Annotated in this window: 14 protein-coding genes; 9 read left to right on the top strand and 5 right to left on the bottom strand. The window is 73.7% G+C overall.

Going from position 1 to position 14544, the window contains the following annotated elements; all coding sequences use genetic code 11:
* Positions 1–48 precede the first annotated feature (48 nt).
* Positions 49–807: an SDR family NAD(P)-dependent oxidoreductase gene (locus ACFQVD_RS30140; RefSeq protein ID WP_343961419.1), complete on the bottom strand. Its 759-nt coding sequence runs from the start codon at positions 805–807 to the stop codon at positions 49–51.
* Between the two features lie 130 nt (positions 808–937).
* On the opposite strand from ACFQVD_RS30140, the gene ACFQVD_RS30135 reads away from it, so the two are divergent.
* The 7 genes from ACFQVD_RS30135 (at position 938) to ACFQVD_RS30105 (ending at position 8273) form a co-directional block, all read left to right on the top strand.
* On the top strand, positions 938–1711 hold the full coding sequence (locus tag ACFQVD_RS30135; protein ID WP_343961421.1) for an enoyl-CoA hydratase/isomerase family protein: 774 nt from the start codon (positions 938–940) through the stop codon (positions 1709–1711).
* 92 nt (positions 1712–1803) lie between these two features.
* The gene (locus ACFQVD_RS30130) at positions 1804–3234 is read left to right on the top strand and encodes an aldehyde dehydrogenase (protein WP_343961423.1); all 1431 of its coding nucleotides are present in this window, start codon (positions 1804–1806) and stop codon (positions 3232–3234) included.
* Positions 3235–3281: 47 nt separating this feature from the next.
* Positions 3282–3698: a RidA family protein gene (locus ACFQVD_RS30125; RefSeq protein ID WP_343961425.1), complete on the top strand. Its 417-nt coding sequence runs from the start codon at positions 3282–3284 to the stop codon at positions 3696–3698.
* A complete protein-coding gene (locus ACFQVD_RS30120) occupies positions 3671–5272 on the top strand; it encodes an amidohydrolase (protein WP_343961428.1) in 1602 nt (533 codons plus the stop codon). The genes ACFQVD_RS30125 and ACFQVD_RS30120 overlap by 28 nt, the downstream gene beginning before the upstream one ends.
* Before the next feature lie 21 nt (positions 5273–5293).
* Complete coding sequence (locus tag ACFQVD_RS30115; protein WP_343961430.1) at positions 5294–5815, top strand: 3-hydroxyanthranilate 3,4-dioxygenase; 522 nt, start codon at positions 5294–5296, stop codon at positions 5813–5815.
* The gene (locus ACFQVD_RS30110; protein ID WP_343961433.1) at positions 5812–7272 is read left to right on the top strand and encodes a class I adenylate-forming enzyme family protein; all 1461 of its coding nucleotides are present in this window, start codon (positions 5812–5814) and stop codon (positions 7270–7272) included. Before ACFQVD_RS30115 ends, ACFQVD_RS30110 begins: the two co-directional genes overlap by 4 nt.
* Positions 7269–8273 (top strand): amidohydrolase family protein, encoded by a 1005-nt coding sequence (locus ACFQVD_RS30105; RefSeq protein WP_386368712.1) that lies wholly within the window; start codon positions 7269–7271, stop codon positions 8271–8273. The genes ACFQVD_RS30110 and ACFQVD_RS30105 overlap by 4 nt, the downstream gene beginning before the upstream one ends.
* On the opposite strand, the gene ACFQVD_RS30100 is transcribed toward ACFQVD_RS30105, so the two are convergent.
* Genes ACFQVD_RS30100 through ACFQVD_RS30085 form a run of 4 tightly spaced genes read right to left on the bottom strand, consistent with a single transcriptional unit; the run spans position 8259 to position 12668 of the window.
* Complete coding sequence (locus ACFQVD_RS30100) at positions 8259–9095, bottom strand: IclR family transcriptional regulator (protein ID WP_343961438.1); 837 nt, start codon at positions 9093–9095, stop codon at positions 8259–8261. The genes ACFQVD_RS30105 and ACFQVD_RS30100 overlap by 15 nt on opposite strands.
* 44 nt (positions 9096–9139) lie before the next feature.
* Positions 9140–10501: an MFS transporter gene (locus ACFQVD_RS30095; protein WP_343961440.1), complete on the bottom strand. Its 1362-nt coding sequence runs from the start codon at positions 10499–10501 to the stop codon at positions 9140–9142.
* Positions 10498–11496 carry an NADPH:quinone oxidoreductase family protein gene (locus ACFQVD_RS30090; RefSeq protein ID WP_343961443.1) on the bottom strand — a complete coding sequence of 333 codons (999 nt, stop codon included), beginning with the start codon at positions 11494–11496 and terminating at the stop codon, positions 10498–10500. Before ACFQVD_RS30090 ends, ACFQVD_RS30095 begins: the two co-directional genes overlap by 4 nt.
* A complete protein-coding gene (locus ACFQVD_RS30085; protein WP_343961445.1) occupies positions 11493–12668 on the bottom strand; it encodes a CaiB/BaiF CoA transferase family protein in 1176 nt (391 codons plus the stop codon). Before ACFQVD_RS30085 ends, ACFQVD_RS30090 begins: the two co-directional genes overlap by 4 nt.
* 143 nt (positions 12669–12811) lie before the next feature.
* Here ACFQVD_RS30085 and ACFQVD_RS30080 point away from each other — a divergent pair, with 143 nt between their 5' ends.
* Together ACFQVD_RS30080 and ACFQVD_RS30075 are read left to right on the top strand one after the other, a co-directional pair.
* The gene (locus tag ACFQVD_RS30080; RefSeq protein ID WP_343961447.1) at positions 12812–13696 is read left to right on the top strand and encodes an alpha/beta fold hydrolase; all 885 of its coding nucleotides are present in this window, start codon (positions 12812–12814) and stop codon (positions 13694–13696) included.
* A complete protein-coding gene (locus ACFQVD_RS30075; protein ID WP_343961449.1) occupies positions 13680–14522 on the top strand; it encodes an alpha/beta hydrolase in 843 nt (280 codons plus the stop codon). Before ACFQVD_RS30080 ends, ACFQVD_RS30075 begins: the two co-directional genes overlap by 17 nt.
* Positions 14523–14544: the final 22 nt, after the last annotated feature.

Here is a 14544-nt window from a genome sequence, read left to right as displayed (position 1 = left end):
CGAAGCGGGCCGGGGCCGACATCGGCCCCGGCCCGCTTCGCGTCACCCTCAGTCGCGGAAGTGCGTGCTGCTCCAGCCGCCGTCCACCGGGATGGTGAGGCCGGTGACGAAGGCCGCCTCGTCGGACGCCAGGAACGCGACGACCCGCGCGACGTCGATCGGCTCCCCGACCCTGGGCAGCGGGCGCGACCGGGTCACCAGGTCGTCGAAGGCGCCCGCGGCGATCTTCGCGCGGGTGGCCGGGGTCTCGATCAGGCCCGGCGCCACCGCGTTGACCCGGATGCCGCGCCGGCCGTAGTCGGCCGCCATCTGGCGGGTGAGGCTGGAGACCGCGCCCTTGGCCGCCGAGTACGGCGCGGACCCCGCGACCCCGGTCAGCGCGAACGCCGAGGACGTGTTGACGATCGCCCCGCCCGCGTCGCCGAATGCGATCACCGCGCGGCGGCTGAGCGCGAACGTCGTGCCGAGGTTGGTGCGCAGGAAGAACTCGAAGTCCTCGTCCGTGGTGTCGGCCGCCGGGCGGTCCCCGGCCTTGCCCGCGATGTTGGCGAGCACGTTCGGCGCGCCGACGGTCTCGGCGCAGTGATCGAAGACCAGCTCCGCCGCGCCCGCCGCGGTGAGGTCCGCGGCCAGCACGGCCACCTCGCCGCCCGCCGCCTCGTCCCGCAGCCCCAGCAGGCCCTCCTCATTGAGGTCCACAGCGAGTACCGCAGCGCCGCGGGCGGCGAACAGCGCGGCGGTCGCGCGTCCAATGCCCGACGCAGCCCCGGTGACGATCGCCGTCTTGCCGCGCAACTGCCCGTTCATGAAGCCTCCAGAAACCCGATGTCCATGCGCACCGATCATGCGCGTTGGCACAGTGCCCGGCCACCTGCGGCATTCCGCTCAATGAGAACCGGTCCTGGCGGCCGGAGCCCGCGTCCGGTCAGCTTGGGCCATGGATGTACGTGGACTGCGGGTGACGTTCCCCTCCGAAGGAATCGCGCTGCTGGAACTGGACCGGCCGCACCGCCGTAACGCGTTGGACCGCACCCTGCTCGACGGGCTGCCCGCGGTGCTGCGCGAGCTGGACGGTGACGCCACCGTACGGGCACTGGTGGTGACCGGGCGCGGCGGCGCGTTCTGCGCGGGCGGCGATCTGGACGCGATCGGCGACCTGGGAAACGAGACGCCGCAGGAGGCGCGGGAGCGCATGACCCGCGAGTTCTCCATCGCCGAACTGCTGCTGGAGTTCCACGCGCCGACCGTCGCCGCCGTGGACGGCGCGGCCGTCGGTGCGGGGATGGCCCTCGCCCTCGCGTGCGACCTGCGGATCGGATCGCCCGGCGCGGTGTTCGCCAGCCCATTCATCAAGATGGCGCTGGTCCCCGATTTCGGCGTGTCGTGGCTGCTCGCGCGGGCGGTCGGCGCGGCGCGGGCGACGGAGCTGGCGCTGTCCGGGCGCAAGGTCGCGGCTGAGGAGGCCGTGCGGATCGGCCTGCTCGACGTCGTCGTGGCCGACCCGCTCGCGCACGCGCTCGGCCGCGCCGAGCAGCTCGCGGCAGCACCCCCCGAAGCGGCGAGGGCGACCAAGCGCCTGATCGCCGCGGCGGCCGGTGGCGGGTTCGCCCAGGCGGTGGACCGGGAGATCGCCGAGCAGATTCGGGCGACGCGCTCGCCCGAGTTCGGGCGGCGGTGGGCGGAGTGGTCGCGCGCGGTGCGTGGCCGCTGACCGCGTTTCCCGGCGGATGGAAACCGTTCGTTGAGCGTGCGCCGATGGCACGCGGAGAGTGTACGGCACACCGAGAAAGAGGAGGACCAGGGGTGGAATCGTTCGGGCATGTCATCGCGGGCGAGGAGGTTGCCTCGGCCGATGGGACGACGTTCGAGTCCGTGGACCCGTGGACTCGGGAGCCGTGGGCCACGGTGGCACTCGGCTCGGCCGATGACGCGGGGCGCGCCGTACTGGCCGCGCGGTCGGCTTTCGACGAGGGGCCATGGCCACGGATGGGCTTCGCCGAGCGCGGCGCGATCCTGCACCGCCTCGCCGACCTGCTGGAGAAGCACATCGACGAGCTGGCGGCGGCCGACACCACGGACATGGGCAAGCCGATCACCCAGACCACGGGCCACGACGTCCCCCGCGCGGCGCGGAACTTCCGGTTCTTCGCCGATCACGCGCAGCTCACCCCCGCCGAGACGTTTCCCATGCCGGCCGGGCACCACGCCTACACCCAGTACGACCCCGTGGGTGTCGCGGCCGCCATCGCACCGTGGAACTTTCCGCTCATGATGGCGAGCTGGAAGGTCGCGCCCGCGCTGGCATGGGGCAACACGGTCGTGCTCAAGCCCGCAGAGCAGTCGCCGGCCTCGGCCACCATCCTGGCCCGGCTGGCGATCGAGGCGGGCCTGCCGCCCGGCGTGTTCAACGTCGTCCACGGGTTCGGGCCGAACTCGGTGGGCCAGGCGCTGACCGAGTCGCCGCTGGTCGACCGGATCACCTTCACCGGCGAGTCGGCCACCGGCCGGCTGATCTCCAGGGCCGCGGCGGCCAACCTCACCCCGGTGAGCCTGGAAATGGGCGGCAAGGGCGCGAACATCGTCTTCGCCGACGCGGATCTCGACCAGGCGGTCAGCTGGTCCATCCAGGCGATCTACAGCAACAGCGGGCAGGTGTGCCTGGCCGGGAGCCGGCTGTACGTGCAGCGCGAGGTGTACGAGGAGTTCCTGGCCAGGTTCACCGCCGCGGCCGACGCGCTCGTGCTCGGCGACCCGAAGGACCCGGCGACGCAGATCGGCCCGCTGTCCTCGTGGGAGCACTTCACGAAGGTGGCCGGTTACCTCGACCTCGCGACCGCGGCCGGCGCGCGGCTGCACACGGGCGGCGTGGGCGAGGGGTGGTCCGTACGGCCGACCGTGGTGGTCGGCGCGGGGCAGCGCGACCGGGTCACCCAGGAGGAGATCTTCGGGCCGGTCGTGGTCGTGCTTCCGTTCGACGACGAGGCGGACGCGGTGGCGGCGGCCAACGACACGCCCTACGGACTGAACGCCATGCTGTTCACCCAGGACCTCTCCCGCGCCCACCGCGTCGCACGCGCGCTGCGGGTCGGCACCGTCTGGGTGAACTGCTTCTTCGTCAGGGACCTCCGCGCGCCCTTCGGCGGCGCGAAGAACTCCGGCGTCGGCCGCGAGGGCGGAACGTACAGCCGGGAGTTCTTCACCGAACCCAAGGCCGTCATCATGGAGATCTCGTGACGGCGGTCGCCGCACCGCGACCGCACGTCCGACTCAAGGAGCAGGTCATGACCGACATCCGACCCGTCAGCACCCGCAACGCACCCACCGTGGGCTTTTCCACGGGTACGGCCGCGCCGCTGTCCCAGGCGATCGTGCACGGCGACACCATCTACTGCTCGGGCACCGGGCCGCTGGACCCGGAGACCCGCACCATCGTCTCCGACGACTTCGCCGAGCAGGCCAAGCAGACGCTCGCCAACCTGGTCGCGGTCGTCGAGGCGGCGGGCGGCAGCCGGGAGACCATCCTCAAATGCACCTGTTTCGTGCGCGACGTGGCGAACTTCCCGGTGTTCAACGCCGTCTACCGCGAGTTCTTCGAGGGCAATCCGCACTTCCCCGCGCGGACCACGGTCATCGCGACCCCGCACCGCACCGGCGTCCAGGTGGAGGTCGAGTGCGTCGCCGCCGTGAACCGGCCATGACCCTGGTGACCGACCTGGTCCTGCTCGGCGGCCGGGTGCACACGCTGGACACGCGCGGCACGGTCGCCGAGGCGGTTGCGATCACCGGTGGCCGGGTGTCCGCGGTCGGCCCGGCCGCCGACGTCGCACGCCTGGCCGGCCCGTCCACCAGGGTGGTACACCTGGCGGGCCGGACCGTGATCCCCGGCCTGGTCGACTCGCACTGCCACTTCGAGAACGCGGGCATGGACGGGCACACCGTGTCGTTCGCGGGCGTCCGCACGCTCGACGCCGCACTGGACCGGATCGCCGCGCTGGCCGCCACCCGCGAGCCCGGCGCGTGGGTGCAGGGGCAGCCGTGGAACCCCGCGCTCCAGCTCGTCGAGGGCCGCGGGCCCGACCGGCGTGAGCTGGACCGCGCGGCGGGCGGGCGCCCGGTGTACCTGCCGGAGGGCCACGCCGCGACGGCCAGCACCGCCGCGCTGGAACGGTCCGGCATCGACCCAGGCGGGCACGACGGCAGGCTGGTCGAGGGCGCCATGCACACCGTCGCGCGGGTGGTCCCGGATTGGACCCGCGAGGAGCGGGCTGCCCAGCTCACCGCCGCCATGCGGGCGCTCAACCGGCGTGGGATCACCTCCGTCGTGGCGGGCGCGCTGCGACCGGCAGACGTCGAGACGGTGCGCGAGCTGGCCAGGGACGGATGCTCCACGCTCCGCGTGGCCGCGATGGTCATGCCGACCGGCGAGCTCAACCCGTCCGTCCCGCTCGCGGACTGGGAGGCGCTGCTGGCCTCCGGCCCGCCCGCGCCCATCGGTCAGCACTACCTCACCCGGGGTATAAAGCTCCAGGTGGACGGTGGCATGACGCTCGGCACCGCGGCCACGCGCGAGCCGTACCTCACCCGTCCCGGCTACCACGGCGAGCTGTTCGCCGGCCGGGACCGGCTGGCCGAGCTGGTAGGCGCGGCGCACCGCGCGGGCTGGCCGGTCGGCACGCACGTGGTGGGCGACGCCGCGATCGACCTCGCGCTCGATGTCTATGAGGCCACCCGGCACCGGGGCCTCCTGCCGGACGTGCTCATTCACGCCAGCCTGATCCAGCGTGACCAGATCGCCCGCGCCCGCGCGCTGGGCGTCCAGGTGGCCGCGCAGATCCCGTTCCTGTGGCGCAATCGGGCGGCCATCGCCGGCCACCTCGGCGATGCCCGCACCGAGGCCGCCGTGCCGCTGCGCGACCTCGTGGACGGTCTCGGGCTCGACGGCGTCGCGGCCGGCACCGACTATCCGATCAACGCGCTCGACCCGTTCCAGAACATCTACGCCATGACGACCAGGCGCGATGCGGCGAGTGAGGTCGTGGGGGGCGCGCAGGCGGTCACCCGGGCGGAGGCCCTGCGCCTCTACACCACGTCCGGTGCCGCGCACACCGGTGAGCAGGAGGTGAAGGGCCGGCTCACCGCGGGCGCGCTCGCCGACCTGGCCGTGCTCGGCGCCGACCCGCTCACCGCGTCCGACGACGAACTGCGCGCGACCGAGGTCCTGATGACCGTCGTCGGCGGCCAGATCGTGCACGACACCGGCCTGCTCGGCTGAGCAACACACCAGGAGGTAGCAATGCACCCCAGCCAGATGCCCATCGTCGAGTTGCGGAAGGCGGCCGGTGAACTGCAGGAGAGCGGTCGGCGGGTCAAGGTGTTGTGGCAGGAGAGCGAGTCGCTCGCCTTCCTCGCCCGTGGCCGCGAATACCGAAGCGAGTTCCACCTCAACCCGAGCGACGAGGTGATGTTCATGGTGCGGGGCTCCATGGACCTGCACTACCGCAGGCCGGAGGGCGGCTCGGACATCGCGGTGATCCCCGAGGGCGGGACCATTTTCACGCCGACCGGCATCGCTCACTCGCCCAGGTTCGCGCCGGACGCGTTCGTACTGGTCATCGAACGGCTGCGGCGGCCGGGCGAGCTGGACCGTTTCCGCTGGTTCTGTCCCGCCTGCGATGAGTTCCTGCACGAGGAGACCGTCCACGTGAGCGACTACCGCACCGACCCGGTGGCGGGCGCCTACCAGCGGTTCTACGGCGACGTCGCCGCGAGGACCTGCAAGTCCTGCGGCACGGTCATGCCGGATGAGCGGCTGTGACGGCGATCGGCGGGCTGGTGCTCGACGCGTTGCGCGCGCGATCCGGCCACGTCGCGTTCCGGCACGGAAGCGCCGAGGTGACCTACCGCGAGGCGGAGCGGCTGGTGCTGGGCGTGGCGGACGCGCTGGCCGGGGCCGGCCTGCGGCCGGGCGACACGGTGCTGCAGATCCGGCCCAACGACCCGCTGCAGTGGCTGGTGAACGCGGCCTGCTACGTGGCGGGTCACCGCTCCGCTGCCCTGCCGCCGGGGGCCCTGCGCGGCGCGGCGCTGGCCGAGCGGCTTGACCTCGTCGCGCCGGACGCCGTGCTCGCCGAGCCGGGCGACCCGGATCTGGACGCGTGGCTGCGGGCCCGTCCGGAGGTTCGCGTGCTGACCGATCGTGACCTGACCGCCGTGCGGGAGCCGGCCGTACGTGCGGTCGTGCCCGCGAGCGCGGTGGTACGGCTGGCGTTCACCTCCGGCACCACCGGGCCGGTCAAGGGCGTCGAGCTGTCCGGCGGCGCGCTGGGCGCGGTGGCGACCGCGCTGCGCGACACTCTTCCGTGGCCGGAACGGCCGCGCGTGCTGTGCCCGGAGTCGGTGTCCGGCGGCTTCGGCAACATGGTGCTGCCGACGCTGATGCTGGGCGGGACGTTCGTCATTCCGGAGCGTCCCGGCCCCGACGCGCTGCTGGAGGCCGCTGCGGCGCACCGCCCGACCGTGCTGATGGCGATGCCGCCCGCGCTTCGCGCCCTGCTGGCCCACCCGGGTGCCGCCGGGTACGACTGGTCGTCCCTGGCACTGGTGGTCTACAGCGGGGCCTCGTTCACCGGTGAGGAGATCGACCGTGCGCACGCGCTGTTCGGCGAGGTGCTGTGCGGGGTGTTCGGCCAGGTCGAGGTGCCCAAGACGATCGCGTGGACCCGGCCGGCCGACCACCTGGACCCGCGATTCCGCTCCTCGCTCGGCGTGCCGTTTCCCGGGACCGAGGTCCGTGTATGCGGTCCCGGCGGCCGTGACCTACCGGCGGGGCAGGCGGGGGAGCTGTGGGTGCGTGGCCCGACCACCGCGCACGCCTACGCCTTCCCCGCGGGCACGCCGGTCGAGGACGGGTGGCTGCGCACCGGAGACGTCTGCCGGCGTGACGCCGACGGCTGCCTGCACTATGTGAACCGCGTCCAGGACGTGCTGCGGATCGGAGACGCCTACGTGTGCCCGAGCGACCTGGAGGCCGTCGTGTCGCGGCACACCGGGCATCCGGTGGCGGTCGTCCCGACCGGCCCCGCGAGCGTCGCCGTTCTCGTCGAGGGCGTCGCGCCGCTGGACACGCTGCCGAGGGAAACGGTGGAGAAGGCCGTGCGCGACGCGCTGCGCGACGCCCCCGTCACGATCGACGCCGTCGTCCCGGCCGAGCGGCTGCTCCGCGACGTCATGGGCCGGCTCGACCGCGCCCGGCTCGCCGAGGTGGCCGGATGAGCGACATCACGCCGATGCCCGGTCCGGTGATCGACGTGCACAGCCATGCGCTGCCGACGCCCTTGCTGACCTGGCTGTCCGGCCGCGGCCTGGCCGATCTGTCCGACCTCGCCGCCGGCGTGGTCAGGATCGACCCGCGGGTGTCCGGGATACCGAAGGGCGCGCCGATACCGCTGCCGGCCGCCCAGTACGACGTCGCCGTGCGGCTGGAAGACCTGCGTCGCACGGGTGTCACCCGCCAGCTCGTGTCGGTGCCGCCGTTCGTGACGTGCGCCGACGCCGCCGAAGAGCGGGACGTCCTGGCTGTGGTCCGCCGCGGCAACGACGCGCTCGCCGACCTCCTCGCCGGGCATCGCGGGGTGCTCGACCCGCTCGGGTACGTACCGCTCGGCACACCTGCCGCGCCGGACGAGGCCCGCCGCTGCCTGGACGAGCTGGGGTGCGCGGGCATCGCCATCGGCACCCGTGGCCTCGGCAGGGAGCTGGACGATCCCGTGCACGAGCCGCTGTGGGAGTTCCTCGCGGAGCGCCGGGCGTTCGTCTTCCTGCACCCCAACAGCGTCCCCGGCGGCCCGCGGCTCGCTGACTACTGGCTGCCCCAGCTGGCGGGCTATCCGATGGAGACCGCGCTCGCCGTCTCGCGGCTCGTGCTCGGCGGTGTCCTGGAGCGGCACGACCTGCGGCTGTGCCTCGCGCACGGTGGCGGGTGCCTACCGTCCCTGCTCGGCAGGCTGGACCTCGGCTGGTCGCGCAAGCCGGTCGCCCGCACCACGCCGCGCCCGCCGAGCGACTATCTGCGCCGCCTCTACTACGACACCGCCACCTTCTCCCCCCGCTGCTGCGGCGGCTCGTCGAGGACTTCGGCGTGGACCACGTGCTCGTCGGCACGGACTACCCCTTCGAACTCGCCGACACCGACCCGCTCGGCACGGTCGCGGCGCTCAGGCTCGCGCCCAGGGACGCGGCGACCGTCCGGGCGGGGACGGCTACCGCGCTGCTGACCGGATCGGCGTGACGGTGCCGGGCGGGCCGCCGACCTCCGGCCCGCCCGTGTAGCCCTTGGCCAGCTCGCGGGAGATCGACTTCGCCGCCAGCCGTAGCGCGGGCTCCACCGCTGCCAGCGACCGCGCGTGGGTGACGGTGTGCGAGACGACGGAGAGCGCGGCCACGACCCGGCCGTCGGGCCCGTGGATGGGGGCCGCCACGGAGGCCGTGCCCAGTGCCAGCTCCTCGGCGCACCGGGCGATGCCGGTCTCGCGGATTTCCTGCAGCGCCCGCATCAGCAGGCCGGGCATGACGATCGTGTGCGGCGTGTAGCGCTTCAGCCCGGCCGCGAGCACGGCCTGTCGCAGCTCGTGCGGCGCGTAGGCCAGCAGCACCTTGCCGACCCCCGTGACGTGCAGCGGTTGGCGCCCGCCGACGCGGCTGGCCACGCCGACCGAGCGGGGTCCCCACACGCGCTCGACGTAGAGGACCTCGTCGCCGTCGAGCACCGCCAGGTGGACGTTCTCCGCCGTGGCCTCGTAGAGGTCATGGATGAACGGCAGCGACACGTCCCGCAGCGTGCGCGGCTGCGGGCACAGCGAGCCCAGCTCCCACATGCGCAGCCCGATCCGGTAGGTCCCGTCGCGCCCCTTCTTCAACGCCCCCAGCTCGACCAGTTCGGCTGCGATGCGGTGCACGGTCGAGACCGGCAGCCCGGTGACGGCGGTCAGCTCCACGAGGCGGAGGGCGGGCCGTTCCTGGGAGAACGCGTCGAGCAGGGCGAAGACCCGGCTGGACACCGTCCGGCCGGTCTTGCGGGCGTCTCGCAGCGCGGTCATGGGGATAATCGTGGTTTCGGCTGTCGAAAACTCATCCATCCGGTTCACCGATGGTACCTTTCCGGGCGTCGCAGGTCATGAGCGAGTATGACGATTACGGCCGCCGCGACCACGGCCATCGCCACCGCGAGCGCGCGCGGTTCGGTGGGCACGGCGGGGTCGCCGGGAGCGAACGCGCCGACCAGCCCGACCGCGAGGATCGCGCCGACGTAGCGGGCCGACTGGAACAGGCCGCCGACCACACCGGACATACCGGCGGGCGCGCGCTCGTACATCAGCCTCTGCAGGCCGAGGTTGCACAGCCCGTACGGCACGCCGAGCACCACGCCGTCGAGCACGATGGCCCATGCGGGCGTCGCGGTATCGAACGTGGTGATCGCGGCGACCCCGGCCAGCAGCAGCCCGCCGCCGGCCAGCAGGGTCCGCCCGACGCCGAGCCGGCGCATGATGGGACCGCCGAGTACGGTCGCCACGACGCTCGTGGCCGCGATCGGCATGATCAGCAGCCCGGTGTGCGCCGCGTCGAACCCGAGTGCGGTCTGCAACCACGGCGGCAGCCCGTAGAACGCGCCGTAGTAGGCCAGGTTGAACAGCACGAACGTGCCGAGCACCGGCACCAGCCCGCGGGCCGAGCCGAGCGCGCGGACGTCCACGAACGGCTCGGCGGCACGCCGTTCCCACCACAGGAACCCGGTCCCGGCGACGACCATGGCGGCCAGGCCGGGAACCGAGACCCTCGGGAGGGCGAGCATCAGATCCAGCAGGCCGACCACCGCCACCGTGAACAGGACGACCCCCACCGGATCGATCGCACGGACCAGGCCCCCGTGTGCGGCCTGTCGCTCCTCGGGACCGATCGCGCGCCACGCGAGCACCAGCGCCCCCAGCATGACCGGCAGGTTGACCCAGAAGATGGCCTGCCACCCGGCCCAGGAGGTCAGCAGCCCGCCGAGCACCGGGCCGACCGCCCCCGCGGTCGTGTTGACCGTCGCGACGGCGGACAGCCGCGTCGCGTCGCCGTGCCGCCGGATGACGACCATCGCGCACGGGAACGCGGTCGAGACGCCGGCGGCCTGCACGCACCGGCACAGCACGAGCAGCGGCAGCGACGTGGCCGTGGCCGCCACCGCGGAGGCGACCGCCGCCACCGCCATCCCGGCCGCGAACAGTCTGCGCGGGCCGACGCGGTCCGCCACCCGGCCGAGCACCGGCTGGCAGACGCACGCGGTCAGGTAGAAGACGGTGACGACCCACGTCGTCGTGGCCAGCGGCTGGGCGAGGTCGCGCTGGATGGGCGTGAGCGCCACCGCGACCATCGAGGAGTTGAGCGGAGCGAGCAGGGTGCCCGCGAGCAGCGACGCCAGCGCCATCCTCGCCCTGCGGTCCGGACGGACGGCGGTCGTCATCCCGTCGGACCGCCCGCCCGCAGCAGCAGCTTGCCCCGGACCCGGCCGTCGGCCAGCTCGCGCAGGGCACGCGGCCCCTGGTCGAGCGGGAGCACGTCGTGCACGTGGTGGCGCAGCCGGCCGGCCGCGGCCCAGTCGAAGATCTGGCGCAGGTTCCGCTCCTGGGCCGCCCGGTCCCGCCGGACGAACTCGCCCCAGAACACCCCGACCACCGAGGAGCCCTTGACCAGTGGGATGTTCAGCCCGACGCGCGGGATGCCGCCGGAGGCGAACCCGACCATGAGATACCGGCCGCCCCACGCGGCGGCGCGCACCGCCGCCTCCGCCACCGCGCCGCCCACCGGGTCGAACACCACGTCCGCGCCCGCTCCGCCGGTCAGCTCCTTGATCGCGGTCTTGGCGTCGCCGGCGTCGCCGTAGGAGAAGGTCTCGTGCGCGCCGTGTCGGCGGGCCGACTCCGCCCGCTCCGGCGTGGAGGCGCCCGCGATCACTCGGGCGCCGAGCAGATCTCCCACGTCCACGGCGGCGGAGCCGACCCCGCCCGCGGCGCCGAGCACGGCGAGCGTCTCGCCCGCGCGCAACCCGGCCCGCTGGACGAGCGCGTGGTAGGCGGTCGAGTAGGCCACCAGGATCGCCGCGGCCTGCCGGTCGGTGACGTCACCGGGCACTTTGGTGACCCGGTCCGCCCTGACCAGTACGGCGTCGCGGGCGCACCCGTACTCCTCGTTGCCCGCCACGCGGTCGCCGATCCGTACGGACGTGACCCCCTCGCCGACGGCCAGCACCGTGCCCGCGTACTCGCTGCCGGGGGAGAACGGCGGCTCAGGTCTTACCACGTGTGTGCCCGCGATGATCAGTGTGTCGTGGAAGTTCAGCCCCACGTGGCTGACCGCGACCACCACCTCGCCCGGCCCCGGGCTGGGCGTCGCCACGTCGGCCAGCTCAAGATCCTCGGGCCCGCCGAGCCGGGCGCAGACCAGCGCGCGCCCGATCACTCCCCGCCTCCGGGGGCGGACACCACACCCGCGGACAGGAAGCCGTCCACCTCGTCCGGGGAGAACCCGGCCGCGCGCAGCACCTCCACGGTGTCCGCGCCGAGTTCGGGGGGCGCCGTGCGCAGGCCGGGCAACTCGCCGTCGTAGCGGACCGGGTGCCGCAGCACGGTCGCCCGCTCCTCGCCCACCGGGAATTCCGCGAGCAGTTCTTCCGCGGCCACCTGGGGGTCGTCACGCACGTCGTCGTAGGTGGCCACCCGCTCGAACCAGAACCCGCGCGGCTCCAGCAGGGAGGCGACCTCCGCGTAGGTCATCCCGGCGAGCACGCCTGCCACCGCCGCGGTGTACTCCTCCCGCTTGGCTCGCCTGGCCCCCTGGTCGTAGCCGGCCAGCGCGGGGGAGCCGAGCGCGTCGCCGAGGCCGTCCTCCGACCCGTTCAGCGCGATCACCATCGACGCGTCCAGCAGCCGGTACACGCCGTAGGGGGCGTCGATCGACCAGCATGCCAGCTCGGCGGGGCGGCGGACGTCCGCCTCGGTCCTGCGGCCGGAGTAGTACAGCGCGAGCGATTCCGCCTGCAGGTCGAGCCCCGCGCCGAGCAGGCTCGACTCGACCCGCGTGCCCTCGCCGGTGGTCAGTCTGCGCGCGTAGGCGGCCAGCACGCCCATCGCGAGCAGCGCCGCGCCGTGCTGGTCCACGACTGGCGTGCCGGCCGCGGTGGGGCGGTCGCCGGTGACGTCCAGCAGCCCGGTGCGCGCCTGCACGAGCAGGTCCACCCCCGGCCGCCCGGCCATCGGGCCGCGAGAGCCCCAGCCGCTGGCCGAGGCGTAGACGATATCCGGCTTGATCGCGCGCACCGCCTCGTACCCGAGGCCGAGCTTCTCCAGAGCGCCGCCCCGATAGTTCTCCAGCAGCACGTCGGCCTGCTCGATGAGCGGGCGGAGCACGGTGCGGGCGTCGGGGTGCTTGAGGTCGACGGCGATCGAGCGCTTGTTCCGGTTGACCGACAGGAACGTCACGCTGCGCCCGGCGACCCGGATCCCCGCGCTGCCGATCCTGCGCTCCCACGACCCGCCGGGCGGCTCGACCTTGACGACGTCGGCGCCGAGGTCGGCCAGGTACTGCGAGGCCGCGGGCCCCTGTACGAAGTGCGAAAAACTCAGCACTCTCATCGAGTCGATCATTTAGCCTCCCAGCAGCGGTGACACCGGCGGTACGACCGTAGGAACACGCGGTCCCAGCCCCCAACGCCGCGTTCCCGCTGGGCGGAAACGCGGCCACGCCGGGCGGGCCTCGGTCCGGCACCATGGCCGCCATGACAAGAGGGTCGTCCCCGATACGCGTCCGGCTCCCGGGCTACGTGATCAACTGCGTGGTCGCGGGGCAAGGACCCGCGGTGCTGCTCCTTCACGGGTGGCCGCAGACCGCCCACGCGTGGCGCGAGGTGGTGCCGCTACTCGCCGACCGGTACACCGTCGTGGCCCCCGACCTGCCCGGCTTCGGGGCCAGTTCGCGGCCGGACGGCGGGTACGACAAGCGCACGGTGGCGAGCACTCTGGCCCGGCTCATGGCCGCCCTCGGGCTGACCCGCTACCACCTCGTCGGCCACGACGTCGGCGGCCAGGTCGCCTACCCGCTCGCCGCGCTGTACCCGGAGTCGGTGCGCAGCCTGACGTTCGTCGAGGCGGGCATCCCCGGGCTCGGCGAGAGCCTCGCGGCGGCGAACCCGCTGACCGGCGGGTCCTGGCACTTCGGCTTCAACATGGTGCCCGACCTGCCGGAGTTCCTGCTCGCCGGTCGCGAGCGCGGCTATCTGGAGTTCATGTTCCGCCGCGACACGGTGGGCCTGTACGTGACCGGGGCGATCGACGACGCGGCCATGGACGTCTACGCGCGTGCTTTGGCCGCCCCCGGAGCGGTGCGCGCCATAATGGCCTACTATCGGGCGCTGCCGATTGATATCGCCGACAACCGGGAGCTGTGCGCCGCCGGGCCGCTGCGGATGCCCGCGCTGGTGGTGGGCGCGCGGCACGGCGTGGGGCTCGGCTGGCTGGACACGGTACAGGAGGCCGTGGCGGACGTGTCGGCGCGCTGGGTGGAAGAGTGCGGACACTACGTGCCCGAGGAGCGCCCCGCCGAGCTGGCGCGGCTGCTGGCGGAGGCGTGGCAGGAGGTCGAGTCGCGTGACCGGCACGAGTGACGTGGTGCTGATCCACGGGGCCTGGCACGGGGCCGGGCACCTGGTGGCTCTCGCAGGGGCGCTGACCGCCAGGGGCCACCGCGTCCTGGCGCTCGACCTGATGGGCCACGGCACCCGGGCCCGCTTCCCGGCGAGTTATCTCACCGGGGACGTCGCCGCGCTGCGCACGGAGGTGTCCCCGCTCGCGGGCCTGAGCCTCGACGACGTGGCGGCGGACGTGGTGGCCACGCTGCGCCCGTTCGCCGCCCCGCCGGTCGTGGTCGCGCACAGCATGGGCGGGACGGTGGCCACCCGGGTCGCCGAACTGGCCCCCGAGCTGGTGGCCGGGCTGGTGTACGTCACCGCGTTCGTCCCCACCTCGCTGGGTCCCGCGGGCGCGTACCTGGCCCTGCCGGAGGCGCAGACCGCGCTCGGCGGCGGGCTCTACCTGGGCGATCCGGCGGCCATCGGCGCGGTGCGGATCGACCCGCGCAACACCGACCCCGCCTACCAGGACGAACTGCACGCGGCCTACTTCAGCGACCTCGACCGCCCCGGCTTCCTGGCCATGGCCGCCTCCCTCACCCCTGATCAGCCGATGGCGTTCCTCACCACCCCGACCGGGGCCACGGCCGAGCGCTGGGGGACCGTGCCCCGGACCTACATCCGCACCACCCGTGACCGCGCGCTGCCCGTCGCGCTCCAGGACGTGATGATCCGGCACGCCGACGAGCTGGCCCCCGCGACCGCGTTCGCCCAGGCGACCCTCGACGCGGGGCACGCCGTCTTCGCCGGCGCCCCGGCCGAGGTGGCGGACATCATCCACCACGCCCCGGCACGACGGTGACGACCATGCCGATCACGCCGAT

The organism is Streptosporangium amethystogenes subsp. fukuiense (assembly GCF_042665875.1).
Classification (GTDB): domain Bacteria; phylum Actinomycetota; class Actinomycetes; order Streptosporangiales; family Streptosporangiaceae; genus Streptosporangium; species Streptosporangium fukuiense.
This window is presented reverse-complemented; position numbering and strand designations above follow the sequence as displayed.

Coding starts and splice junctions, on each gene's coding strand:
- ACFQVD_RS30140 (WP_343961419.1), bottom strand. CDS start 807: ATGAACGGGCAGTTGCGCGGCAAGACGGCGATCGTCACCGGGGCTGCG.
- ACFQVD_RS30135 (WP_343961421.1), top strand. CDS start 938: ATGGATGTACGTGGACTGCGGGTGACGTTCCCCTCCGAAGGAATCGCG.
- ACFQVD_RS30125 (WP_343961425.1), top strand. CDS start 3,282: ATGACCGACATCCGACCCGTCAGCACCCGCAACGCACCCACCGTGGGC.
- ACFQVD_RS30115 (WP_343961430.1), top strand. CDS start 5,294: ATGCACCCCAGCCAGATGCCCATCGTCGAGTTGCGGAAGGCGGCCGGT.
- ACFQVD_RS30105 (WP_386368712.1), top strand. CDS start 7,269: ATGAGCGACATCACGCCGATGCCCGGTCCGGTGATCGACGTGCACAGC.
- ACFQVD_RS30100 (WP_343961438.1), bottom strand. CDS start 9,095: ATGACCGCGCTGCGAGACGCCCGCAAGACCGGCCGGACGGTGTCCAGC.
- ACFQVD_RS30095 (WP_343961440.1), bottom strand. CDS start 10,501: ATGACGACCGCCGTCCGTCCGGACCGCAGGGCGAGGATGGCGCTGGCG.
- ACFQVD_RS30085 (WP_343961445.1), bottom strand. CDS start 12,668: ATGAGAGTGCTGAGTTTTTCGCACTTCGTACAGGGGCCCGCGGCCTCG.
- ACFQVD_RS30080 (WP_343961447.1), top strand. CDS start 12,812: ATGACAAGAGGGTCGTCCCCGATACGCGTCCGGCTCCCGGGCTACGTG.